Origin of the sequence: Bacillus sp. 1NLA3E, assembly GCF_000242895.2 — a bacterium.
Taxonomy (GTDB): Bacteria; Bacillota; Bacilli; order Bacillales; family Cytobacillaceae; genus Bacillus_BU.
This window is the reverse complement of sequence record NC_021171.1, coordinates 4,680,933-4,705,744: the sequence shown is the minus strand read 5'-3', so window position 1 is coordinate 4,705,744 and position 24,812 is coordinate 4,680,933. Positions and strand designations below refer to the sequence as shown.

Genomic DNA, 24,812 nt, shown 5'->3' with positions numbered 1-24,812 from the left:
TGCGTTGCCCTGTCTCCTCATTCTATTATTCCGCTACTTTTTCAAGATTCCCGTTTCGGTCCATTTTGAATGTTGTTTGCGGACGTTCTTCCTCTTCGAATAATACAAGCTTTCGAGCCCTGTTCATGATTTTCATTAGGGTTTCATAGTCTTCCTGAATTGTTTCTGTATCTTGTTCTAGATGGTCAATTTTTCCTTGGAGCTCATGGTTATGCCTCTTCAAATCGGCAATCTCTCGCTTCAATCTTTCATTCTCACTTTTTAAAATATCAGCATGAAAATTGGAATGCTTTAAGTTTTGCAAATAAGCAATAACAGAATCTAACGAAACTTGACCAGTATTTATTTGTTGCATCGGTGCAGAAACGGGTGCAGAAAACACTGATACTGGCGCAGGTTCAGGTTCAGGAGCAACCAAAGCCGCTGGTGGAACAACCATACTAAACTCAGTAGCAAATTCATCTTCCATTGGGCTTGTATTCATGATTGGTTCTAACTCCCCAATCTTTCCAAACGGAGGTGAATACAGAAGTTTTTTCTTGCCACTTTGGTCTTTGCCGAGAATTCTTTGTCTTTGCTTGCGTTGTTTTTTTGCTAATTCTAACGCTTTCTCATATTGATGGCGGACAACGGCATTCCACCGGAAACCGCAGGCAGCAGAAGTTCTATTTAATTTATCTCCAACCTCTTCAAAGGCATTTAACTGCGTGCTTCCTTCTCTTACGTGTCTTAGCACTGTTTCGGCCAATAGCAAATCATTTTCATCGGTCCATGCATCTTGACGTATTTTCATTTACTCAACTCCTAAAATTAAAATTCTAGTCTCATCATTCCCTTATTTTTCAAGCTTTATACAAATGGAATACAAGGATAGTAGATTTTTGCATATTTTACTATTCAGTAGGATTCCGCCCAACATTCATGATTGCAACTTGCATTAACTAATCAGAAACTGTAAAATACCTTTTAGTATTAAGAGCGTCGATATTTTCCTTATTGAAAAAATAAATCCATTTAAATATAGAACGGAGAAAGGGTTGTCATAATATGGCAAACGAATTTCGTGTTTGCGACGATTGTCAGGCAGTAAATTTAAAAACATTAATTCCTCGTTTAAAGCAACTAGACCCTGAGGCAAAAATAGAAATCGGCTGTCAGTCCTATTGTGGCCCCGGTCGAAAAAAATCATTCGCCTTTGTGAATAATCGACCTTTAGCGGCATTGACCGAAGATGAATTAATCGAGAAGGTCGCCAAAAAAATTAAAAAATAAAATCACCTTCGACTCCAATCCTAGGTGATTTTTATTTTTTTGGCTGTGTTAAAGCTCAATGTTGATTTTTTGCACAATGTTGATTGGAGTGGAAGTCGCGAGACTCCTGCGGGAGCAGCTGGACAGGTGAGACCCCACAGGCGCTTAAGCGCCGAGGAGGCTCACCGCCCGCCCCGCGGAAAGCGAGTGCCTGAAACGGAAATCAACAGGCAAGATTAACAGAGCCTATTTTTTAAGAATCCCCGAAAAATTCACGGAATCTCTCGTGAATTGCCAAAAAGAACAGGATATAATAGAAACATGAATAAACGGAAAAGAGGTCAATAATGGGATATGCGGCGGAGCAGTTAGCTGAGGAGAAAGTATTTAAAGACCCGGTTCACCGCTATGTTCACGTTAGGGACAAAGTGATTTGGGACCTGATCGGCACAAAAGAGTTTCAACGATTACGCAGAATTAAACAGCTGGGGACGACCTACTTGACGTTCCATGGTGCTGAGCATAGCCGATTTAACCACTCCCTTGGAGTATACGAAATCATTCGGCGCATTATTGATAATGTGTTCGAAGGTCGACCGGAGTGGGACGAAAACGAGCGACTACTGTCGCTTTGCGCAGCATTGCTTCATGACTTAGGTCACGGTCCATTCTCGCATTCTTTTGAAAAGGTGTTTGACTTTGATCATGAGGAGTTTACCAGAAAGATTATTTTAGGTGAAACGGAAGTAAATCAAATCTTAACGAAGGTCGGACCTGATTTTCCAGCAGATGTTGCGGAAGTGATTGCCAAAACCTACCGCAATAAGCTGGTTGTCAGCTTAATTTCCAGTCAAATTGACGCTGACCGAATGGACTATTTACAACGGGATGCTTATTTTACAGGGGTTAGCTATGGCCATTTTGATATGGAGCGGATATTGCGGGTCATGCGCCCACGTGAGGACCAGGTCGTCATCAAACATAGCGGTATGCATGCGGTTGAGGACTATATTATGAGCCGTTATCAAATGTATTGGCAGGTTTATTTCCATCCGGTGACACGTAGCGCTGAGGTCATTTTAACGAAAATATTACATCGAGCCAAATACCTTTATGAGACGGGCTATACCTTCCATTACGAGCCCATTCACTTCAAGACATTTTTTGAAAATAAAGTCTCGCTAGCAGACTATTTAAAATTGGACGAGGCGGTCATTCTTTTTTATTTTCAACTGTGGGAAGAGGAAGAAGACCCAATTTTGCGAGATTTATCGAAGCGATTCATGGATCGGAATTTGTTTAAATATGTTGAGTTTGACCCGGCGAAAGGATATAAGAAGCTGGCAGAGTTATCGATTTTATTTAAAAAGGCTGGACTTGATCCGGAATATTATTTAGTTGTCGACTCATCCTCTGACCTACCATACGATTTTTATCGCCCTGGTGAGGAAGAAGAACGGCTGCCAATCCATTTGCTGATGAAAAACGGAGAACTGCGCGAGCTTTCAAGAGAGTCATCGATTGTTGACGCCATTTCAGGGAAAAGAAGAACAGATCATAAGCTCTATTACCCTGCCGATTTAATCGCTGATCAAACGACGAAGAAAACGGTTAAGAAACAAATTCTGGCCCTGTTAGAACAGGAATAATTAATACCTCCATCATTAAGAAAAGTAGGAGCTGACATGCTTTGTTAAGAGACCACGCTAAAATAGTCCATGCTATTTCTGTTTCCGGTGAAATTACCGGCCGTAAAAAATTACAAAAAATGATTTATATTGCCAAGAAAATCTCCTTTCCCTTCCAGGAACGTTTTCAGTTTCACTTTTATGGACCGTATTCAGAAGAGCTAACATTACGGGTCGAGGAGCTTTGTAATATAGGCTTTTTAAATGAAATAAAGGAAAACAAAGGTGGCTACCACCAATATCGTTATGCCTTAACCGAATCTGGAAAAGAGTTTTTAAGTTTAAATGAAGTGGACATGCCCACCCTTCCTGAATGTCTAGCGGATATGAACGGCCAAAATGCTAGATTTCTGGAGCTCGTCTCCACGATTCTTTATTTTGATAATCTTCCAAAAGAGGAAGTCCAGGACAAGGTGTTTACATTAAAAAGCAAACAACGCTACACGACTGAAGAAGTTGACGAAGCGTATAGCTATATTGAGGTTTTAAAAGAAAAAGCTAAGCACTAACGCTTAGCCTTTTTTGTAACGAAATTTTCGATAATTTATTGATCACTTAATCGTTTTCCAGCTACCGCATAGTGGTTTTTTGTCATTTCTTCGATAAAAACAACGATATTTTCTTTCGGTGCCCCAGCAGTTTCACTTACAGCTTCTGTTACCTTTTCAACCAAGGCCTTTTTTTGCTCTTCAGTGCGGCCTTCCAGCATTTTAACTGTAACGTATGGCATATGTATCCCTCCTTTTATAAAAATAAGTAAGTATAGCTTTAACATCGAAAATTGTCTAGCTCCAGCGCCCAGCGTCTAGTGGACTTCACCCACCTCCGCAACGATTGCGTCAACATCGAATCGCTATCGCTCTCCGTGTTTCCTTTATCTCAGTCGGTGTGCTCCAGTCCTGTCGTGCGCTAACCGGGCGCTTCCGCTTTTCGAGTTAATCGTATGTAGTTTTTCATATTTTCTGTATTTGCGCAATAGACTATTCATGATTTTTCACATTCTTCACTCTTTCATGTATACTTTTATTATGTCTTGCTGTTCCGAAAATGGAATATAATAGAAATAGGATGATTTTAATTAAGCTATAACAAGGGAGTTTTGGGAGTGGACCAGTTACAGCAGTTCTTAAGATATTCATTACATGATTTACCCTATGTAGCGATCACTTTAATGGTAGCCTTTACTGTTCATGAGTTTTCACACGCCATTGTTGCCTATAAGTTTGGTGATTCGACGGCAAAAAAACAAGGCAGATTAACGCTCAATCCACTCAAACATTTAGACCCATTAGGAACGCTACTAATTTTTATTGCCGGTTTTGGTTGGGCCCGCCCTGTCCCGGTTAATCGATTTTTCTTTAAAAAGCCGCGCCTTGCGGGGGTACTTGTTTCAATAGCTGGTCCGCTAAGTAATTTAGCGATGACATTGATTGCCTATGCGGTTTGGTATGGAATGGTTGCAAGCGGGGTTGCCGAAGGGGTATCGACTAATTTTATTGATTTTTTAAATATTTTTATCCAATTAAACCTGGTATTATTTGTGTTTAATCTATTGCCGTTTCCACCTTTGGATGGATATCGTATCGTTGAAGATTTAGTTCCAAACCACATTAGGCCCAAGATGACGCAATATGAATCGTATGGCTCGTTGATTTTTTTAATACTCGTCATCACCCCATTGGATCGATTTACCATTCAACCGATTTTTAACACAATCATACCGGTTCTTTCTAATGGAATAAATGACTTCTTTACACAAATATTTTTATGAAAATAGGCTAAAGTTCATTGCTGATTTTGCTCACATGTTGATTGGATCGGAAGGCACGAAGACTCCTGCGGGGGCAGCGGGACAGGTGAGACCCCGCAGGCGCTTAGCGCCGAGGAGGCTCACCGCCCGCCCCGCGGAAAGCGAAGTGCCTGGAGAGGAAATCAACAGACCAGTTCAACACAGGATAACAATAAAAGCGGAAGCGCCTTAGGCTACTTGCGCTAAACAATTAAAACAGGAGGGTTATCAATGGAAGAAAAGAAAAAGAAACCGATTGGCTTTAATATTATTAAAAATGACCCGACTGAGGGTCATGGTGGGTTTGGTGCCGGGACGCTGAGCTTAGATAATATCTCACCCGTGATCATCGATGTTGAAGCAGGAGAGGCTGTGGTCGATATCGGCGCGTTACATGCCAGAAGTGTAGTCGAAAAAGGAATTAAATTTTTGCCGAATCGCGACGAAGTACCAAACGGTAAGCCTTATTGGCTCGTTTGGGTTACGATTGACCGTAATGAAGCAGGACCTTTTTACGCGGGTGTGACTGCCTGTGAAATGACGGTTGATCGCGAAATTCGCCGTGGTTATAAGCATTTCCCTGAGCATGTCAATCGGATGGATAAATCATTAAAACGCCATATCATGGTTAAACATATTGATGAAAAATCAAAACAAATCCTGGCAACATTTCTGCAAAACCATGACAAAGGAATGTGGAATCGGTCCTCGCAACAATTAAAAGAAGAACTTAACATGTAAGTTAAATTTTAGGGATAAAAAACTTGCCTGTTTTGGATAAAAATTGTAAAATAGTGACGAAACGTTACGAGAGTAATAAAGCTAGGACACAAAAAACCCCGGACAGGATTGTCTGGGGTTTTTTGTCGGTTTTTTTAAAAAAATTAATTTATAAACCCCAAACCTTTTTATACCAAGGTGAGTCTGAACCTTTTTCTTTAGATTTAGGATTTTTGGATTTCTTTGTTTCTTCTTTAATATGGTCACTGCAATATTCAGTCGGCTCGGTTCCGGTGACAAAGTAAGTTTTCCGCGTGATGGGGCAATCCTTAGTAGCCAGCTTGCCATTTTCAGGGTCGGTATAAACTCCAACAACGCCCTTTGGCTTTTTGAATTTTTTAACCGGCATGTCCTGTAAGGACGATTCCATAAATTGAATCCAAATATTTTTGGCATACGTTTTCTCCGCAGTTAACTCGAGTGGTTTTCCTTTATCATAGCCTGTCCAGACAGTAGTCACGAGTTGAGGTGTAAACCCAATCATCCAGCTATCCGTTTCAGTTGAGCCTGATTTTCCGGCATAAGGTCGTGTCATCCGATTGGAGATGGTACTTCCAGTTACACGGGCATATCCGTTTAATTTTTTATCAAACATACCAGTCATCATTTGTGACATCACATAAGTCAATTTGGGTTTAAGGACAGTGTCTTGTGGCTGTTCATGTTGATAAATAATATGACCGTTTTGATCCTCAACTCGTTCAATCAGAACAGGTTCAACCTTTTTCCCGCCATTAGCAAAATGGCTATAGGCGTCGGTCATTTCGATGATCCTAACCCCTGAAGAACCAAGGGCAGCGGACGGGACTTTGGCGATTGGTGAGGTAATCCCGAAATTCTTTGCAGTATCACCAAGTGCCTCTTCTCCTAAAAACAAATGGGTTTTGACGGCAAAGATATTATCGGATAGCGCCAAAGCTTGGGCCATAGTGATATCTTTGTTGGCATAGACATTGTTAAAATTTCTAGGTGTATATTCCGGGCGATTGTCATCAAATCGGAATGTGGTCGGCTCACTTTTCATTGTTGTTGAAGGGGTGAAGCCGTGCTCTAATGCTGAATAATAAAGAATAGGTTTGATGGTTGAACCGGGCTGGCGTATTGCTTGAGTGGCGCGGTTAAACGGACTTTTTTCATAGTTGCGGCCGCCAATCATCGCTTTTACGTGTCCATTGCTTGGATCCATTGCCACCATACCGACTTGAATGTCGGACTCACTTGAAATAAGCTCTCGAACCGTTTTCTCAGCGGTCGCTTGCTGTTCCTTGTTAAGGGTAGTGTATATTTTTAGGCCGCCCAGGGCGATCGTGCGTTCATCTAAATGTAGCTCTGATTTTAATGCGTGTCTAACGGCATCCTGAAAGTACGGAGCCACTTCGGTTCGTGTATGCTGATGTGCACCCACAATGGAAATGGGCTTATTTGCAGCCGCCGCTGCTTTATTTTTATCAATAAGATGGTTGGTGGTCATGGCTGTAAGAATCAGGTTTTGGCGCGATTTGGCGTTTTCCATGGATACGAGTGGAGAATAGACGCCGGGACCTTTTGGGATGCCTGCTAACATGGAGGCTTCGGCTAGGTTTAGGTCGGCTGCGTCTTTGCCAAAATAAAACTGGCTAGCTGCTTGGACTCCATAGGCGCCGTTGCCGAAATAGATGGTGTTTAGGTATCCTTCTAATATTTCCGCTTTTGAGTAGTTCATTTCGAGGCGAATGGTGTAAAAGGCCTCGAGGAGCTTCCGTTTCCACGTTTTGTCATGCTCTAGGAAAAGGTTACGTGAGTACTGTTGGGTAATGGTGCTGGCCCCTTGGACTTTGGCCATTGCCCGAACATCGGCTAATACGGCGCCGGCGATTCGTTTGTAGTCAAAGCCGTGATGCGCGTAAAAGTTTTTGTCCTCAATCGAGACCATTGCGTCGATGAAGGATGGGGATATATCCTTAAGGGGAAGCCAATACCGTTTTTGGCCGGAGTTGCTTTCGCCGATGACGGATAGGTCGTCAGCGTAGTATAGGGTTGATTGCGAGACGGCGAGTGGTGGTGCCCCAAGGAATTTGGCATAACCAAGGACACAGAAAAACAGAATCATCATGAGAATAAAAGCTGATAGACCAATGATAATGAAGGCTCTTAAATATTTAATGGTTTTTCGAAACCCATGATCTGTCATGATTTCCATTTGAGTCACCTCGCTTTGCCTGCTTGATCAGTACAGTTTGAAAACAATATTAACAGTATGAAATAATTGCCAAGTTTTTAAACACTTTATTGTAAAAAAACTATCAAAAGTTTAAACTCCCAACTCTTGCATGGAAAAGAATAAATAAAGAGCAGTACACCAACATAATAAGGCGGTGTGAGCAGAGCTAACTTCACCCATATAAAGTGAAAGATGTATATTTCTTAAAACAAATAGTTAAGGCAATTCATTTATGCGGCGCTCCGCCCCTTTCCCACAAAAAAAGAAATTTTTTTCTTGCATTTTTGCTAGATTACACTATACTTTTTTTGATGTTTGTAATTTTTCGGTTGGGGAACGATAATCAATAATGGGTAAGGCGGATGCTCGATTTTGCACGCATTCCGTCTGAATTTTGACCATGAGGATACCGAGAAAGAGGAGGACTACAAATGGGGCTTTGGTTTACAGAAAAACAAACTGAAAACTTTGGTATTACCATGAAAGTAGAACGTACCTTACATACAGAGCAAACAGATTTTCAAAAGCTTGACATGGTTGAGACGAAAGAATGGGGCAATATGCTTCTTCTTGATGGCATGGTGATGACGAGCGTCCGCGATGAGTTTGTTTACCATGAGATGGTGGCGCATGTGCCGTTGTTTACTCATCCAAATCCTGAGAATGTTTTGGTTGTCGGCGGTGGCGATGGCGGTGTTATTCGTGAGGTGTTAAAGCACCCTAGTGTGAAAAAGGCAACGCTTGTGGATATCGATGGAAAAGTAATCGAGTACTCGAAAAAATTCTTGCCGGAAATTGCGGGCATGTTAGAGGATCCTCGTGTTGATGTTCAGGTTGATGATGGTTTCATGCACATCGCCAACAGCGAGAATGAATATGATGTGATTATGGTAGATTCGACTGAGCCAGTTGGACCTGCTGTGAATCTATTTTCAAAAGGTTTTTATGCTGGGATTTCCAAGGCGTTAAAGGCAGACGGTCTTTTTGTTGCGCAGTCTGATAATCCATGGTTTAAAGCGGATTTAATTCGGAGCGTTCAGAAGGATGTGAAAGAGATCTTCCCCATTACCCGTTTGTATGTGGCGAATATCCCAACTTACCCAAGCGGATTGTGGGCTTTTACGGTTGGATCGAAAAAATATGATCCACTCGAAGTTGCTGATGACCGCTTCCACGAAATTGAAACAAAATACTACACAAAAGAACTCCACAAAGCAGCCTTCGTATTACCTAAATTTGTTGGCGATTTAACGAAGTAAAGTGTTGATGGGTGCCTGACCCCCAATGCGTTAGTGTGTTAAAAAGTAGTGCGGCGCGGGGGTCAGATTTTTATGATGTGAATGAAGGAGGACAATACATATGCGTTTTGATGAGGCTTATTCTGGCAATGTATTTATTAAAAGCCATCCCAACTTTGAAGAGAGTCAGGCGGTTCTTTATGGAATGCCGATGGACTGGACGGTAAGTTATCGCCCTGGATCACGGTTTGGCCCGACACGAATCCGTGAGGTATCACCTGGCTTAGAGGAATACAGTCCATATTTAGATCGTGAATTGGAAGATGTTAAATATTATGATGCTGGAGACATTCCGCTTCCATTCGGAAATCCGCAGAAAAGTCTTGATTTGATTGAAGAGTTTGTTGATCAAATCTTGGCTGCTGACAAGTTTCCACTCGGAATGGGTGGGGAGCACTTAGTATCATGGCCGGTATTTAAGGCGGTTTATAAAAAGTACCCAGACCTTGCGATTATTCACATGGACGCTCATACCGATTTACGCGAAAGCTATGAAGGGGAACCGCTGTCTCATTCAACACCGATTCGTAAAGCGGCGGAATTGATTGGACCGCAAAATGTGTTTTCATTCGGGATTCGTTCAGGAATGAAGGAAGAGTTTGATTGGGCGAAAAAAGTCGGAATGCATATTTCGAAGTTTGAGGTCCATGAACCATTAAAACAAATCTTGCCGAAGCTAGCGGGTCGCCCAGTTTATGTAACGATAGATATTGACGTTTTAGATCCGGCGCATGCGCCAGGAACCGGAACGGTTGACTGCGGTGGGATTACTTCAAGAGAGCTCCTGGCTTCAATCCATGAGATTGCCAGGTCGGAAGTGAATGTGGTTGGTGCCGATTTAGTTGAGGTTGCCCCAATTTATGATCCATCTGAGCAAACAGCAAACACAGCGAGCAAGCTTTTACGCGAAATGATTTTAGGGTGGATAAAATAAGGATAGACTGGAAGCGGGGACAACTAACGTCTCCGTTTTTTGTTATTTTTAAGGGAAAGTGCGGTTAGGATAGTAAAGTGGAAATGAGATAGTGAATGATGAAAAATGGCATGTAAAAGTAAAAAAATGGCTAGGGAATCTCGATTAGGTTCAAAAAAACACACTCGCCTTGCGCTTTTGCAGCGGAATATTTATAATTAAAAGGTTATAATAGTGTGCAAAGGAAGTGTTGTTGTTGCCACCCCGTCAAACCGAACAAATACCAGTAACCATTCAGATAAAAACGGTCATCCAACAGGGGGACGACACCGAAACCTACAGGTTAACTGCCTTTGGTCAATATCAACAAACCGCAACCGCTGCCTATCTTCGTTATGAAGAAGTGATGGATGGGGATGTTGGGAATGTCAAAACGACGATAAAAGTATCCGAAACAGAAACGCTTATTTTACGCAATGGAGCGGTAAAGATGCGGATGGTTCTTCGCCCAGGGATAGAGGTTTCGGGAACCTATCACTCGCCACATGGCATCATGGAGACGGTAATCACCGCACAAGAAATCGACCATTCTTTTAACGGACAAACAAATGAAGGAATCATCAACTTGACATACGACTTAAACGTGCAAGGTACACTTGCGGGTACATATCATCTTGAAATCAAATTTAAGGAGGAACAAATATGAACATTGCCGAGCAAGTTCAAGCAAAGCTGAAGGAAGAGATTAAACAAGCTGTTATCAAAGCCAATCTTGCCCCAGCAGAAAATATTCCTAATGTTTTTTTAGAATCCCCAAAAGATAAAGCCCATGGTGATTATTCGACCAATATGGCGATGCAATTGGCACGGGTGGCCAAAAAGGCACCAAGAGCTATTGCTGAATCGCTTATCGAAAACTTCGACCTTAATAAAGCATCAATTGAAAAAATGGAAATTGCGGGTCCCGGCTTCATTAATTTTTACATGAACAATAGTTATTTAACTGAACTGATTCCAACGATCTTAACAGCAGGTCCTCAATACGGTGAAACCAATGTGGGGAACAAACAAAAGGTCCAAGTGGAATTCGTTTCGGCTAACCCAACTGGCGACCTCCATCTTGGTCATGCAAGAGGTGCTGCAGTCGGCGACTCACTTTGCAATATTTTAGCAAAAGCAGGCTATGACGTTTCCCGCGAATACTACATTAATGATGCAGGAAATCAAATCAATAACTTAGCACTTTCTGTTGATGCTCGCTATTTCCAAGCATTGGGTCTTGAAAAACCAATGCCGGAAGACGGTTATCATGGAGTGGATATCATCGGAATTGGTCAGCGCTTGGCTGAAGAATTTGGAGACAAATACGTTAATATCGATGAGCAGGAGCGTTTTGCTATTTTCCGCGATTACGGTTTAAAGTATGAAATGGAAAAATTAAAGGTGGATTTAGAAGACTTCCGGGTCGGCTTTGATGTTTGGTACTCAGAAACTTCCCTTTATAATAATGGGAAAATTGATGCAGCCCTTCAAGCCTTAAGGGAGAATGGTCATATTTATGAAGAAGATGGTGCAACCTGGTTACGGACCACGCCAATGGGAGATGACAAAGACCGTGTTTTAATCAAACAGGATGGGTCGTATACGTATTTAACACCAGATATCGCTTACCATAAGGACAAACTCGAGCGCGGCTTTGAAAAGCTAATCAATATTTGGGGCGCCGATCACCACGGCTATATCCCGCGGATGAAGGCAGCTATTCAAGCATTAGGTTACGACCAAGAGGCGTTGGAAGTTGAGATCATTCAACTCGTTCATCTTTTTAAAAACGGTGAAAAAATGAAAATGAGCAAGCGGACCGGTAAAGCGGTAACGATGCGTGAGCTTGTTGATGAAGTGGGTCTTGATGCGGTTCGTTATTTCTTTGCGATGCGCAGTCCTGATACTCATCTTGATTTTGATTTAGATTTAGCGGTGTCCCAGTCTAATGACAACCCCGTTTTCTATGCTCAGTATGCTCATGCTCGGATTTCGAGTATCCTTCGTTCTGGCGCAGAGCAAGGGATTACCATTGACGGAAACGCTGATTTCTCGTTGATTGGTGCTGAAAAGGAAATCGAATTATTAAAGGCGTTAGGCGAGTTTCCGCAAGCTGTTGCTGAAGCGGCACAAAAAAGAATTCCGCATCGAATCACGAATTATATTTTCGATTTGGCGTCTACTTTCCACAGCTTTTATAATGCGGAGAAAGTATTGGATATGGAGAATGCGGCAAAAACTAAAGCTCGTTTTGCGTTAGTAAAAGCCGTGCAAATTACGATGAAAAATGCGTTGGCACTCATTGGTGTGTCAGCACCTGAAAAAATGTAATTTTAGTGTAAACATAGAGGAGGGCTGTCCTGATCGTTATTGGGGCAGCCTTTTTTTGTATGAAAATCGGAAATATTTTCAAAGCTTAAAAGTTAATGTACAAAAAATAGCGGGGAAAGCTAAATATATGTTAGTATAATAACGGTGAACTGACGTCTGACATCTCGAAAAGAGGGATAATGTTGAAAATTGTTTTATTATCTTTGGTTACTGGCTTTTTTGTAGGTTTTATTTTCGCATTGTTTAAGCTTCCCATTCCTGCTCCTCCAGCATTGGCTGGTATAACAGGGATTGTGGGGATCTATTTAGGCTTTCAGCTTTTTTTGAAAATTTCCCCATGGATTGGGTCCCTTTTTAAATAGACTTACTGTAATAATAAAACTCGCCAAGTAGCTTGGCGAGTTTTCCTTTTGAAAGGCTCTGTTAAACTCCCTCAGTTTAATGCGATTTTCTCCCGAATGCTCGCTAATTCGCAGGATTTCATAGTCCCATATTTTGAATTAACAGTTAAGTGGAATGAATTCAGATCATTATTGGCTCGTGGAGGCATAGTGAAATAAAGGGATAAATAATAACCCCAATTTTTACCATGTGATGTACATGCTCCACGCCGCCCCTGGAGGCTTTCCCTCCCATGTCTCAACGGGTCAATTGCCCTTTCATTCCTTCGTCATGCCTACCCAAGGGGTGGAGGCCAGTCAAGCTAGATTAATGGGTCTATGCCCTTTTGTTTAACAAATCTGGTACTCCGTACATATTTATTATCCTGCGAATAAGCCAGCATTCGGTTTATACAATTCTGTTATCTAATTTATTTTTGGTGTCACATTTAAGAAATCAGATTTAGTTCAAGGTTCTATCGTAACTATGCTGCCAACACAATAATGTGGTTAACTTTTTCAGGACAGTAGAACTCATTTCGGCGAGCGATGCCCACAAAAATCCTCGCAAGTTTCCCAATCAATTTCATGATTGACTTCATTTTCTTCATCTTTTTTACTTTTACATTATAGGAGTGTATTGCTTTAAATTCCGGATTATTCACTACAAGACTCATTGTAGCTAAATATAGGAAACGTCGTAGTCTAGACCTTCCTCGCTTAGAGATGACAATTTGACCTTTCCACTTCCCTGAACTTGCTTCAGCTAAGTGTAATCCAGCATGGCGAAGCAAAGAATTCCCATGAGAAAAACCACTTAAATCTCCTGCCTCACCTAAAATACCTGCCAATGAAATTACACTAATGCCTTTAATGGCAAGTAATTTATAAGCGAAAGGGATCTTTAATAGAGCATCAGTAACTTGTTCCTCCACTCTTTCGAGTTGTTTTAAAGCTAAATCATATTCCTCTAATAATTGTTCCAAATGAAATTTATAAGCATCAAGTGCTTGCTTTGTTCCAACTGATTTTCCAGCTACCTGAATGAGTAATAGTGCCTTTTTTAAACCAGGTTGTCTCTTCATGATTGATTTCCAACCCATTATTACTTCCTCGGGCTCCATAGTTCCTAATTCTACAGGGGATGGGAATAGACGAAGGGTTGCAATTGCCCCTTTAGCGGTAATATCTTTAAACACCTGTCGGAGTTCGGGAAATACAATATCTACCCACCGATTTAATTGGTTAGTAGAACTTACGAGACGCTTAACAACTACATCACGATTAGACATAAGAACCCTAAGTTTTTCAAATGACTCAGATGTAGGCCTAACCTCAGAGTAGTAACCGTTTTTCACCATATCAGCTATAACCAAAGCATCTTTTTTATCACTTTTAGATTGAGTATTATCACGATTTTCTTTATTTCTTTTTACTAAATAGGGATTTACCGTTACCACTTCAATATTATGCTTAAAAAGCCATTTTGAAAGATTAATCCAATAGTGTCCAGTAGGTTCCATCCCAACAATAGATTCATCTAAATTGTTTATTCTTTGAAGATTATTAATCCATTTTAATAAACTAGAAAATCCTTCTTCATTATTAGTAAATGTAAGTGGATCACCAACTACAATTCCGCGGAAATTAACAGCTCGGGCTACATGTAATTGTTGAGCAATATCTATCCCAACAACAAGATGTTTAACGGAAATTCTTTCTATTAGTTGATTTTGTTTGTTTTGCATTTTAAACTTCAAAGTAGGGTTCCTCCTTAAGGTTGAGTTTGAGTGGTGTCTTACTCATATCTTACTGAGGAGCCCTATTTTTTTCAAACTCGAAAAATAACGTTCTACAGGAATGCTAGAGTGTTGATTTCCGTTCCAGGCGCTTCGCGCACCTTAGGGGCGGGCGGTGAGCCTCCTCGGCGCTAAAGCACCTGCGGGGTCTCACCTGTCCCGCTGCTCCCGCAGGAGTCTTCGCGCCTTCCACTTCAATCAACCTTGAGCTTTAACACAGCCTTTTGAAAAATAGGTATCGTTTACTATTAGGCACCAGCTGGAGTGACCAAACGAGTGGTTATTTGGGTAAAACGGTCACTCCAGGAAACTGGAGAGCCCAAACGAAAGGTTTTAAAGGTGAAACGGTCACTCCAGCAAACTGGAGAGTCCAAACGAAAGGTTTTAAAGATAAAACGGTCACTCCAACCCCAAATCACAGCGAAATACTGCCTCCGCTCATCCGCTTAATCCCGCGGATATTGCTCAAATCCTCAACAAGCTTCAACATAGCCTGATCCTTCATTTTAGCCTCAACCATAAAATCAACATCCTCCCCAATCGCACGAACCTCCTCCAGCAAAGGGGAAAGAAAAACAGGGTCGACAAAATCAGCATGAGAACGGAAGGCAGCTTCTGACTTAGGAGAAGAAATATGAATCTTTGGCTTACGACCCTGCTCAAGCCAGGTCTGATAGGTCGCTGGCAACAACTTAGCCAGCGGTAAATTTCCTAGATTGGCGATATGGTGATGGTAGTCAAACAAGAAGGGAACCTTTTCCCGTTGGCAAGCTGCTAAAGTTTCAGCGGAATGATACGTTTTATCATCATTCTCCAAAGTCATTATCCCTTTAATGTCAGCCGGGAGAGAGCGAAGGTTTTCATGAAAGCGCATGATGGCTCCTGCTTTATTCCCATAAGCGCCGCCAATATGGATATTGATAAGCGCGCCAGCACTAGGATGATCAAGAACACCCATCGCCTCAAGCATCTGATAATGGTAAGTCATATCCTTAACCGCATTCTTCGTCACTTCGTCCCGATCAGAAGTAAACAACGTAAATTGACTTGGATGAAAACTCACCCGCAGTCGCTTTTTTTTCACTACTTCACCAATCTCCTGCCATAAGCTGTGAAAGGGAGAAACGAAGTCCCACATCACCTCAGGATGAGTCGCCAACGGAACGAGCGAGCTTGAAAACCGATACAACTCAATCTGGTGAGCTACATTATAATAAAGCATCCTTAAAGTGTTTTTTAAATTTGCCTCCGTAACCTCTAAGAGCTTTTGGCGTCGCTCTCCGTCTGGAAGCTGTTTGTAGCGTGTGAACGTCAACGTTTTAGCAGGTGAAGCGTTCCAAAGACTAACAGCATGAGAAACATATCCGAAGCGGATGATCAAAACCTAACCTCCTTTCGGGAAGGGAACAGTCGTCACTGAGCAATCTTCTTTATTTTATGGCTGTGTTAAAGCAAAATGTTGATTGGAGCGGAAGGTGCTCGACTCCTGCGGGAGCAGCGGGACAGGTGAGACCCCGCAGGCGTGACGCCGAGGAGGCTCACCGCCCGCCCCGCGGAAAGCGAGCACCTGGAGCGGAAGTCAGACCCTCCTTTCATAAGTAAATAGCAACAAAGTTTACGAAAACAGCTTTATTTTATAAAAATCGTTCCAAAGGTTTTGCGATTATTTCTTTCGTTTTTGTCAATAGACTCACATTGTTCAACTCGTCTAGAGAAAGTTTCTTCGAGTCATTCAAATCATGATCGATAATCGTTTTGATTTTGGCAATCGTCCCACTATCATAAATAAAACAATTCAATTCAAAATTTAAAAATATACTCCTTTGGTCAAAATTAGAGGTGCCGATATCGCATATGTCCTCATCAAAAAGGATAATTTTTGCATGGTAAAAGCCATTTAAGAACTGATAGATTTCCGCACCAGCTTTTATTAATTGGCGATAATATGGGAAAGAGGCTTCCTTAACGAGGATGTGATCTGCTTTGTGTGGAACAAGAATGATGATTTTCACACCCCTTCTTGCTGCTTCTAATAGATCAGCGAATAACATTTTGCTAGGAATAAAATAGGGAGTACCAATGAAAATAGATTTACGTGCCTTGCGAATTTGATTTGAAAAAGCATCCTCGATGTGTCCTCCATCAGAAGAAACGACCTGAATCGACATCGGGCCCTGTCCAATGTGGGGAAAATAAGTTGGATGGGTGATCAGCTCCGATTTTGTCGCAATATGCCAGTCTTTCAGGAATACCTGCTGTAGGTCATGGACCACTTCCCCCGTAAATTTCAAATGATAATCACGCCAAGGACTTAAGCTTGGCTCAAGGTTAATGTATTCTTGCCCCACATTATAGCCACCAGCATAGCCTATTTTTCCATCGATAATGGTAATCTTCCGGTGATTCCGAACATTAACGGAGTAAAACAAAAAAGGTAACTTCGGCACATGACTAAAGGAAAATTTGACGTTCGCTTCTTTTAATTCGTGGATAATTTGCTCTGAAACTTTAATGCTCCCCAATCGGTCCAAGAGCAGGCGCACCTCTACACCTTCACGGGCCTTTGCTTTTAAAATCGAAAAAAATTCTCTACTAAAGGTGTCATTTTTGGCAATATAAAATAAAACATGAACATGTTTTTGGGCATTTTTGATCTCACGGAAAAGATCGTCAAACAATTCAGGACCATGGGTGAACAAGTGAAATTGACTATTTCTAATCGGGTAATCTTTTCGGTCTCTACAAGCTAGCTGTTGTCTTCTACCCAGCGTATAATCAAAATAAAGCCAGATGATAAGAATCAAAATTATTGTGAATACGGTTAAGAACATGCTCAAAACCATTCTCTCCTCTAATCATTTCCTCTTAGTTTTTCCGAAACTAGCCCATCTATGATGCTTTCAAAAAAATTAATCTTTATCTGTAAAAGAAATAATGATTGACTGAGCGCTCATTCAACATATAATAGAGTTAAGAGTAAATTCAGAATATTTAATTGTTTAAAAATATTCTACTTATTAAATGTAATTTTATGGAAAGGGGAGTACGTTTTGATGAATGGATTACTATGGGTAAACCTCGTGGCATTCCTCGCTGTAACCGCTTACGCACTTAGCTTGTTTGTTTATGTTGTCAAAACAAGAATTTCGTACATTAAGCTCGGGAAAGCAGTAGAGTTTGACCATCGTGTAAAAGAAAGACTCGAAAAGATATGGGTAAATGTTTTCGGGCAAAAAAAGCTGTTTAAGGATAAAAAGAGTGGAATCATACACGTTATGTTTTTTTACGGATTTCTTCTTGTTCAGCTCGGTGCGATTGACTTTATTTGGAAGGGGCTTAAGCCAGGTTCGCACTTACCGCTTGGCCCGCTTTATTCTGCTTTTACCTTCTTTCAGGAAATCGTAACCCTCGTCATTTTGGTTGCTGTTATATGGGCCTATTATCGTCGTTATGTTGAAAAACTTGTCCGTTTAAAACGCGGATTTAAAAACGGACTCGTGTTAATTTTCATAGGAGGTTTGATGGTATCCGTATTGCTTGGAAATGGAATGGGTTTGATTTGGCATGGTGAGGAAACCTCATTATCTGAACCAATTGCTTCACTTATTTCAACCATTTTTTCAGGGATAGGAGAAACAGCGGCCATTTCTGTGTTCTATATTGCTTGGTGGGCACATTTACTATTCTTGCTATCATTCCTAGTCTATGTTCCACAAGGAAAGCACGCCCACTTAATCGCCGGACCAGCCAATGTTTATTTAAATCGATTAGATAAACCAGGTAAATTGAAAAAAATTAATTTTGAAGACGAATCACAAGAATCTTTTGGGGTCGGAAAAATTGAAGATTTTACTCAGCATCAGCTTGTCGACTTGTATGCCTGTGTGGAATGTGGACGTTGTACCAATATGTGTCCAGCCACTGGAACAGGGAAAATGCTGTCACCAATGGATCTTATGCTGAAGCTTCGTGATCATCTAACTAACCAAGGTGCTGTTGTTACATCAAAACAGCCGTGGGTACCGACTTTTGCTTTCTCAAATACAAAAGGAAATCAGTTAGCTTTAGCTGCTGCCGGAAAAGGAGCGGAAGAGGCCGCGGCATCGCTTGCCTATTCACCAACCTTAATCGGAGAAGTCATAACCGAAGAAGAGATTTGGGCATGTACCACCTGTCGAAATTGTGAAGACCAATGTCCAGTTATGAATGAGCATGTTGAAAAAATTATTGACCTTCGCCGTTATCTTGTTTTAACAGAAGGAAAATTAGATGCAGATGCTCAGCGCGCCATGACCAATATCGAACGTCAGGGCAATCCTTGGGGATTAAATCGCAAAGAGCGTGAAAATTGGCGTGAAGCACGTGAGGATGTCACTGTGCCAACCGTGAAGGAAATGAAAAAAGCTGGTGAAGAATTTGAGTACCTATTCTGGGTGGGTTCGATGGGTTCTTACGATAACCGTAGTCAAAAAATCGCACTTTCTTTTGCCAAGCTACTGAATGAAGCCGGCGTTAAATTCGCTATTTTAGGAAATAAAGAAAAGAACTCAGGGGATACAGCACGTCGCCTCGGAAATGAATTCTTGTTCCAGGAATTAGCACAAAACAATATCGATGAGTTCGAAAAGAATGAAGTAAACAAAATTGTCACGATTGATCCGCATGCCTATAACATCTTTAAAAATGAATATCCTGATTTTGGCTTGAAAGCAGAAGTGTATCACCACACTGAAGTTCTTGCAGAGCTTGTTAAGGAAGGAAGACTGGTTCCTAAGTTTGCTGTAAATGAAACGATTACGTTCCACGATTCTTGCTATTTAGGGCGTTATAACGAGGTATACGATCAACCACGTGACATTCTAAGATCCATTCCAGGCGTTAAGCTGGTCGAAATGGAAAGAAACCGTGAAACCGGAATGTGCTGTGGAGCAGGTGGCGGCTTGATGTGGATGGAAGAGGAAACAGGTCATCGCATCAATGTGGCTAGAACCGAGCAGGCCCTAGAAGTAAATCCATCAGTGATTAGCTCAGGCTGTCCATATTGCTTAACGATGCTTTCAGATGGAACGAAGGCTAAAGAAGTGGAAGAAACAGTCAAAACATATGATGTGGCCGAGCTGCTTGAAAAAGCCGTTTACGGTGAACAACCAAAAGAGGCTGTGTTGTCATAATAGACATGTCGAGATAGAGGGCAGGCTTTCGCTCATTTTAGGAAAATGAACGAGAGCCACCTTCCAAATTTCGCGGTTATGTTGAATAATGTCGGAAATTAAATATTTAGAATTTTTAGTAAAAATAATGCAATTTTGTGTTTGCTTGCAGTAGAATAAAGATACGTAAAGCGTTTTCACAGTAGTTTACTACATAGTTCCAAACATGTTGTTTCAGAGTGATCAAGGTTTGCTCTGTCATACCTTTATGCCTGTGTATCGAGCGAGCGTTCAGTCGTATTAAGGTAACAAAGTTAAAATTTCGCAATTTAAGCTTACCTAAAGGAGATGGATATCATGGGGAAGACAGTCATTTTAAGCGGAATACGAACACCATTTGGAAAGTTTGGCGGAGGCTTAAGCCAATTAACGGCTGCTGAGCTTGGGGGAATTGCCATTAAAGGGGCATTAGAAAAGGCCCAAGTTAAACCCGATGAGGTAAACGAAGTCATTTTTGGTACTGTATTGCAAGGTGGACAAGGGCAAATCCCATCGCGCCAGGCTGCAAGAAACGCAGGTCTCCCATGGGAGGTTAAGACTGAAACGGTTAACAAAGTATGTGCATCTGGAATGCGTAGCGTTACACTCGCGGATCAGATCATCAGATTGGGCGATGAGGAAGTGATTGTTGCGGGTGGAATGGAATCAATGAGTAATGCTCCTTATTTACTACCTAAGGCTCGTTGGGGTTTAAAAATGGGCGATGCAGCTGTTACAGATTTAATGATTCGTGACGGGTTAAGCTGTAGTTTTACCGGTGCTCATATGGGGACTTATGGAAATAGTACAGCTGAGGAGCTTGAAATCAGCCGTGAGGACCAAGATAAATGGGCCTATAGAAGTCACAAATTAGCCGTTGAGGCCATTAAGTCAGGTAAGTTTGCTGAAGAAATCATTCCAGTTGAGGTTCCAAAACGTAAGGGGCACCCAACGGTCATTGAACATGATGAATCTCCTCGTCCTGATACAACAGTTGAGGTATTGGCAAAACTTGGTCCAGCTTTTAACAGAGCAGGAACGATTACGGCAGGTAATGCCCCTGGTGTAAACGACGGAGCAGCCGCTTTAGTGTTAATGAGTGAAGAGCGGGCGATCCGAGAAGGTCGACAACCAGAAGCGATTATCCTTGGTCATGCTGAAGTGGGCTTAGAGGCAAAAGATTTTCCAAAAAGTCCTGGTGTCGTCATTAAAGAACTCCTTAAGAAAACAGGTAAACGGGTTGAGGAAATTGATTTATTTGAAATAAATGAAGCTTTCGCGGCTGTCGCGTTAGCAAGCCAAAAAGTTGCGGGTCTTGATCCTGAAAAAATCAATGTAAACGGTGGAGCCGTAGCGTTGGGCCATCCAATTGGCGCAAGCGGTGCCAGAATTATTTTAACACTCATTCGCGAATTACAACGTCGCGGCGGTGGCATTGGAATTGCAGCCATCTGCAGCGGTGGCGGCCAAGGCGACGCAATTATGATAGAAGTACCTAAGCAGTAACAAACAAACTAGGCGTCCAGCGCTTTACTAATAGAGGAGGATAATTTATGAACGTTCAAACGATTATGGTAATTGGGGCCGGACAAATGGGTTCGGGTATCGCCCAAGTATGTGCACAAGCAGGCTACAAAGTATTATTAAATGACCTTAAACCTGAGTTTGTTGAACGCGGTTTAGGCGGAATCAGCAAAAACCTGGCTCGCAATGTTGAAAAAGGACGAATGACAGCGGAAACTCGCGATGGCATCTTGTCCAATATTTCGGCATCAACAACCTTACAAGACGCCGAAGCTGTTGATTTAGTAATCGAAGCGGCTGTTGAAAATATGGAAATCAAAACAAAGATTTTCACTCAACTTGATGCGATTGCACCGGCGCATGCCATTTTAGCCAGCAATACTTCTTCACTTCCAATTACGGAAATTGCCGCAGTCACAAACAGACCAGAACAAGTAATCGGCATGCACTTTATGAACCCAGTACCGGTTATGAAGCTAGTTGAAATTATCCGTGGCTTAGCAACTGCTGATAAAGTCTATCAAACGATTGAAGACATCACTAAAAACTTAGAAAAGGTTCCTGTAGAAGTCAATGATTTCCCAGGATTTATCTCCAATAGAATCCTTCTACCAATGCTCAATGAAGCAATTTATGCCCTTTATGAAGGAGTTGCTTCTAAGGAAGCAATTGACGATGTTATGAAGCTTGGCATGAACCATCCAATGGGACCATTAACACTTGCTGATTTCATCGGTTTAGACACTTGCTTATACATTATGGAAACACTACATGAGGGCTTCGGTGACGATAAATATCGGCCATGTCCACTACTTCGCAAATATGTGAAGGCTGGCTGGCTCGGCAAAAAGACAGGTCGAGGATTCTACGTCTATGAGTAAGGTGATTGAGCATCAACTTCAGGAGGGAAATGTTATGGACCTCAAGTATACTGACGAACAAGAAATGATGCGCAAAATGGTTCGAGATTTTGCCCGAACCGAAATCGCCCCTTTTATTGAAAAAATGGAACAAGGCCAGTTTCCACGAGAAATTCTAACGAAAATGGCGCAACTAGGCTTGATGGGAATTCCGATTCCAGAGCAATACGGTGGGGCTGGAATGGATTTCATTTCTTATATTATCGCGATTAATGAACTGTCAAAGGTTAGTGCGACGGTTGGGGTAATCCTATCCGTACACACCTCTGTCGGAACAAATCCAATCGTTTATTTTGGGACAGAAGAGCAAAAGCAAAAATATGTTCCAAAGCTGGCCGCTGGCGAGTACTTAGGTGCGTTTTGTTTAACTGAACCACAAGCTGGCTCCGATGCAGCAGGGATCAAAACAAGGGCCATAAAAGACGGCGAAGATTACGTCATTAATGGTTCAAAAATCTTTATTACAAACGGTGGCGAAGCTGATGTTTACATCGTTTTTGCAGTCACCGATCCAAGTGCCGGTAGCAAAGGCATTACCACTTTTATCGTTGAAAAAGATACACCGGGCTTTATCGTCGGCAAAGACGAGAAAAAGATGGGATTACACGGCTCTAGAACTGTGCAGCTAACATTTGAAAATATGAGAGTTTCCGGGGAGAACATTCTTGGAAAAGAAGGCGAAGGGTTAAAAATTGCCCTTGGTAATCTCGATGTTGGACGCATTGGCATTGCCGCTCAAGCCCTTGGTATTGCGGAGGCAGCCTTAGAAGCAGCCACAGAATATGCAAGTGGGCGGCAGCAATTTGGTAAGCCAATCTCTCGTCAGCAGGGCGTTGGCTTCAAGCTCGCTGATATGGCGACTTCAATTGAAGCAGCCAGACTATTAGTCTATCGAGCTGCTGATCTCCGTGCAAAAGGCAAACCATGTGGGCTAGAGGCCTCAATGGCGAAGCTGTTTGCATCGAGAACAGCGGTGGAAGTGACAACGGAAGCCATTCAAGTTTTTGGCGGATACGGTTATACCGAAGACTATCCAGTTGAACGTTACTTCCGTGATGCAAAAATCACTGAAATTTACGAGGGTACCAGCGAAATTCAACGACTCGTTATTAGTAAACAACTGACAAAATAGCTGTGTTAAAGCTCAATGTTGATTGGAGTGGAAGGCACGAAGACTCCTGCGGGAGCAGCGGGACAGGTGAGACCCCACAGGCGCTTAAGCGCCGAGGAGGCTCACCGCCCGCCCCTAAGGTGCGCAAGTGTCTGGAACGGAAATCAACATTCTAGTTGAACAGAGCCAACAAAATAATAAGCTATTATCTACTAATATATAGAAAAGAGGAAGAAATAATGAATTTTCAATTGTCTGAAGAACATGAAATGATCCGAAAAATGGTACGTGACTTTGCTAGAAACGAAGTAGCTCCTAGCGCTGCAGAACGTGATGAAAACGAACGCTTTGACCGTGAAATTTTCGCTAAAATGGCAGAGCTTGGTTTAACAGGTATTCCTTGGCCAGAAGAGTACGGCGGAATCGGCAGTGACTATTTAGCCTATTGTATCGCTGTTGAAGAATTATCTCGTGTTTGTGCTTCAACAGGGGTTACATTATCTGCCCACACATCTTTAGCTGGCTGGCCGATTTTTAAATTTGGTAGCGAAGAGCAAAAACAAAAATATTTGCGCCCAATGGCTCAAGGTGAAAAAATTGGTGGTTACGGCTTAACGGAAGCCGGTAGTGGATCGGATGCAGGTGGAATGAGAACAACTGCCCGCCTTAATGGAGATCACTATGTTCTAAACGGTGCAAAAATCTTTATTACAAATGGTGGAGTAGCCGACACTTATGTGGTATTCGCCCTAACTGATCCTGAAAACAAGCAAAAAGGAACAAGCGCCTTTATCGTAGAAAGTGATTTCCCAGGCTTTTCAGTAGGGAAAAAGGAAAAGAAACTAGGAATTCGTTCTTCACCAACAACAGAAATCATTTTCGAAGATTGCATTGTTCCAGTTGAAAATCTTCTTGGCAAAGAAGGAGAAGGCTTTAAAATTGCCATGATGACTCTAGATGGTGGTCGTAATGGAATCGCTGCTCAAGCTGTTGGAATTGCCCAAGGTGCCCTTGATGCTGCCGTTGATTACTCAAGAGAACGCGTTCAATTTGGTAAACCAATTGCACTACAACAAGGAATTGGCTTTAAACTTGCTGATATGGCAACAGGCGTAGAGGCAGCTAGACTATTAACTTATCAAGCTGCATGGCTTGAATCAAAAGGCCTTCCATACGGAAAAGAATCAGCGATGTCGAAACTTTTTGCAGGTGATACAGCGATGAAAGTGACTACAGAAGCTGTGCAAATTTTCGGTGGTTACGGTTATACAAAGGATTATCCAGTGGAACGTTTCATGCGTGATGCTAAAATTACCCAAATTTATGAAGGAACACAAGAAATTCAACGCCTCGTAATCTCACGGATGCTTACAAAGTAGGCTATGTTATAGTTCAACGTTGATTTTACCCACTCTGTTGATTGGAGCGCATGCAGCGGAAATCAACAGACAAGTTTAACACAGCCATAAAGTAAAAGAGAGACGAGACTGATTAAGAATGGTCTGATCCCCTCATTTAAGGGAATCAGGCCTCTATGTCAGTTGATTTTTCTGAACTTTCAAAAAATAACACGTTTTGATCAAGCTGAAAATAGACC

21 protein-coding genes are annotated in these 24,812 nt (G+C 41.9%); 15 read left to right on the top strand and 6 right to left on the bottom strand.

The window, feature by feature from the left end:
* Nucleotides 1-25: 25 nt before the first annotated feature.
* Nucleotides 26-793: an RsfA family transcriptional regulator gene (locus tag B1NLA3E_RS22560; protein WP_015596127.1), complete on the bottom strand. Its 768-nt coding sequence runs from the start codon at nt 791-793 to the stop codon at nt 26-28.
* A 254-nt stretch (nt 794-1,047) separates the two neighbouring features.
* On the opposite strand from B1NLA3E_RS22560, the gene B1NLA3E_RS22555 reads away from it, so the two are divergent.
* The 3 genes from B1NLA3E_RS22555 (at nt 1,048) to B1NLA3E_RS22540 (ending at nt 3,448) form a co-directional block, all read left to right on the top strand.
* On the top strand, nt 1,048-1,272 hold the full coding sequence (locus B1NLA3E_RS22555) for a DUF1450 domain-containing protein (RefSeq protein WP_015596126.1): 225 nt from the start codon (nt 1,048-1,050) through the stop codon (nt 1,270-1,272).
* A 326-nt stretch (nt 1,273-1,598) separates the two neighbouring features.
* Entirely contained in the window at nt 1,599-2,900 is a 1,302-nt protein-coding gene (locus B1NLA3E_RS22545) for an HD domain-containing protein (protein ID WP_015596125.1), read from the top strand.
* Nucleotides 2,901-2,941: 41 nt separating this feature from the next.
* Nucleotides 2,942-3,448 (top strand): YwgA family protein, encoded by a 507-nt coding sequence (locus tag B1NLA3E_RS22540; protein WP_015596124.1) that lies wholly within the window; start codon nt 2,942-2,944, stop codon nt 3,446-3,448.
* 35 nt (nt 3,449-3,483) lie between these two features.
* Here the strand turns inward: B1NLA3E_RS22540 and B1NLA3E_RS22535 are convergent, their stop codons facing one another.
* The gene (locus B1NLA3E_RS22535) at nt 3,484-3,669 is read right to left on the bottom strand and encodes a 2-hydroxymuconate tautomerase (protein ID WP_015596123.1); all 186 of its coding nucleotides are present in this window, start codon (nt 3,667-3,669) and stop codon (nt 3,484-3,486) included.
* A 441-nt stretch (nt 3,670-4,110) separates the two neighbouring features.
* On the opposite strand from B1NLA3E_RS22535, the gene B1NLA3E_RS22530 reads away from it, so the two are divergent.
* Both B1NLA3E_RS22530 and B1NLA3E_RS22520 read left to right on the top strand, forming a co-directional pair.
* The gene (locus B1NLA3E_RS22530; RefSeq protein ID WP_051120240.1) at nt 4,111-4,710 is read left to right on the top strand and encodes a site-2 protease family protein; all 600 of its coding nucleotides are present in this window, start codon (nt 4,111-4,113) and stop codon (nt 4,708-4,710) included.
* Nucleotides 4,711-4,959: 249 nt separating this feature from the next.
* Complete coding sequence (locus B1NLA3E_RS22520) at nt 4,960-5,469, top strand: YwhD family protein (protein WP_015596121.1); 510 nt, start codon at nt 4,960-4,962, stop codon at nt 5,467-5,469.
* Between the two features lie 148 nt (nt 5,470-5,617).
* Here B1NLA3E_RS22520 and B1NLA3E_RS22515 read toward each other — a convergent pair whose 3' ends face one another.
* Nucleotides 5,618-7,687 (bottom strand): transglycosylase domain-containing protein, encoded by a 2,070-nt coding sequence (locus tag B1NLA3E_RS22515; RefSeq protein ID WP_041580801.1) that lies wholly within the window; start codon nt 7,685-7,687, stop codon nt 5,618-5,620.
* A gap of 452 nt (nt 7,688-8,139) precedes the next feature.
* Between B1NLA3E_RS22515 and speE the strand changes: the two genes are divergently transcribed.
* From speE to B1NLA3E_RS22490, 5 genes are all read left to right on the top strand, one after another.
* The gene (gene speE / locus B1NLA3E_RS22510; RefSeq protein ID WP_015596119.1) at nt 8,140-8,967 is read left to right on the top strand and encodes a spermidine synthase; all 828 of its coding nucleotides are present in this window, start codon (nt 8,140-8,142) and stop codon (nt 8,965-8,967) included.
* A 100-nt stretch (nt 8,968-9,067) separates the two neighbouring features.
* Entirely contained in the window at nt 9,068-9,940 is an 873-nt protein-coding gene (speB, locus tag B1NLA3E_RS22505) for an agmatinase (RefSeq protein WP_015596118.1), read from the top strand.
* Between the two features lie 235 nt (nt 9,941-10,175).
* A complete protein-coding gene (locus tag B1NLA3E_RS22500; RefSeq protein WP_015596117.1) occupies nt 10,176-10,625 on the top strand; it encodes a DUF1934 domain-containing protein in 450 nt (149 codons plus the stop codon).
* The gene (gene argS / locus B1NLA3E_RS22495; RefSeq protein WP_015596116.1) at nt 10,622-12,292 is read left to right on the top strand and encodes an arginine--tRNA ligase; all 1,671 of its coding nucleotides are present in this window, start codon (nt 10,622-10,624) and stop codon (nt 12,290-12,292) included. Before B1NLA3E_RS22500 ends, argS begins: the two co-directional genes overlap by 4 nt.
* A 182-nt stretch (nt 12,293-12,474) precedes the next feature.
* A complete protein-coding gene (locus tag B1NLA3E_RS22490; RefSeq protein ID WP_041580800.1) occupies nt 12,475-12,654 on the top strand; it encodes a XapX domain-containing protein in 180 nt (59 codons plus the stop codon).
* 503 nt (nt 12,655-13,157) lie between these two features.
* On the opposite strand, the gene B1NLA3E_RS22485 is transcribed toward B1NLA3E_RS22490, so the two are convergent.
* The 3 genes from B1NLA3E_RS22485 to cls all read right to left on the bottom strand — a co-directional run bounded on the left by B1NLA3E_RS22485 (nt 13,158) and on the right by cls (nt 17,302).
* On the bottom strand, nt 13,158-14,432 hold the full coding sequence (locus B1NLA3E_RS22485) for an IS110 family transposase (protein ID WP_015593749.1): 1,275 nt from the start codon (nt 14,430-14,432) through the stop codon (nt 13,158-13,160).
* Between the two features lie 454 nt (nt 14,433-14,886).
* Entirely contained in the window at nt 14,887-15,852 is a 966-nt protein-coding gene (gene uvsE / locus B1NLA3E_RS22480; protein WP_015596114.1) for a UV DNA damage repair endonuclease UvsE, read from the bottom strand.
* A 253-nt stretch (nt 15,853-16,105) separates the two neighbouring features.
* A complete protein-coding gene (gene cls / locus B1NLA3E_RS22475) occupies nt 16,106-17,302 on the bottom strand; it encodes a cardiolipin synthase (RefSeq protein ID WP_041581289.1) in 1,197 nt (398 codons plus the stop codon).
* A 222-nt stretch (nt 17,303-17,524) separates the two neighbouring features.
* Between cls and B1NLA3E_RS22470 the strand changes: the two genes are divergently transcribed.
* The 5 genes from B1NLA3E_RS22470 to B1NLA3E_RS22450 all read left to right on the top strand — a co-directional run bounded on the left by B1NLA3E_RS22470 (nt 17,525) and on the right by B1NLA3E_RS22450 (nt 24,594).
* Nucleotides 17,525-19,642, top strand: a complete 2,118-nt coding sequence (locus B1NLA3E_RS22470; protein WP_015596112.1) for a heterodisulfide reductase-related iron-sulfur binding cluster — start codon at nt 17,525-17,527, stop codon at nt 19,640-19,642.
* A 336-nt stretch (nt 19,643-19,978) separates the two neighbouring features.
* A complete protein-coding gene (locus tag B1NLA3E_RS22465) occupies nt 19,979-21,166 on the top strand; it encodes an acetyl-CoA C-acetyltransferase (RefSeq protein WP_015596111.1) in 1,188 nt (395 codons plus the stop codon).
* Nucleotides 21,167-21,213: 47 nt separating this feature from the next.
* Complete coding sequence (locus tag B1NLA3E_RS22460; RefSeq protein ID WP_015596110.1) at nt 21,214-22,065, top strand: 3-hydroxybutyryl-CoA dehydrogenase; 852 nt, start codon at nt 21,214-21,216, stop codon at nt 22,063-22,065.
* Between the two features lie 34 nt (nt 22,066-22,099).
* A complete protein-coding gene (locus B1NLA3E_RS22455; RefSeq protein WP_015596109.1) occupies nt 22,100-23,236 on the top strand; it encodes an acyl-CoA dehydrogenase in 1,137 nt (378 codons plus the stop codon).
* A gap of 218 nt (nt 23,237-23,454) precedes the next feature.
* Entirely contained in the window at nt 23,455-24,594 is a 1,140-nt protein-coding gene (locus B1NLA3E_RS22450) for an acyl-CoA dehydrogenase (RefSeq protein ID WP_015596108.1), read from the top strand.
* The last annotated feature ends 218 nt before the right edge of the window (nt 24,595-24,812 follow it).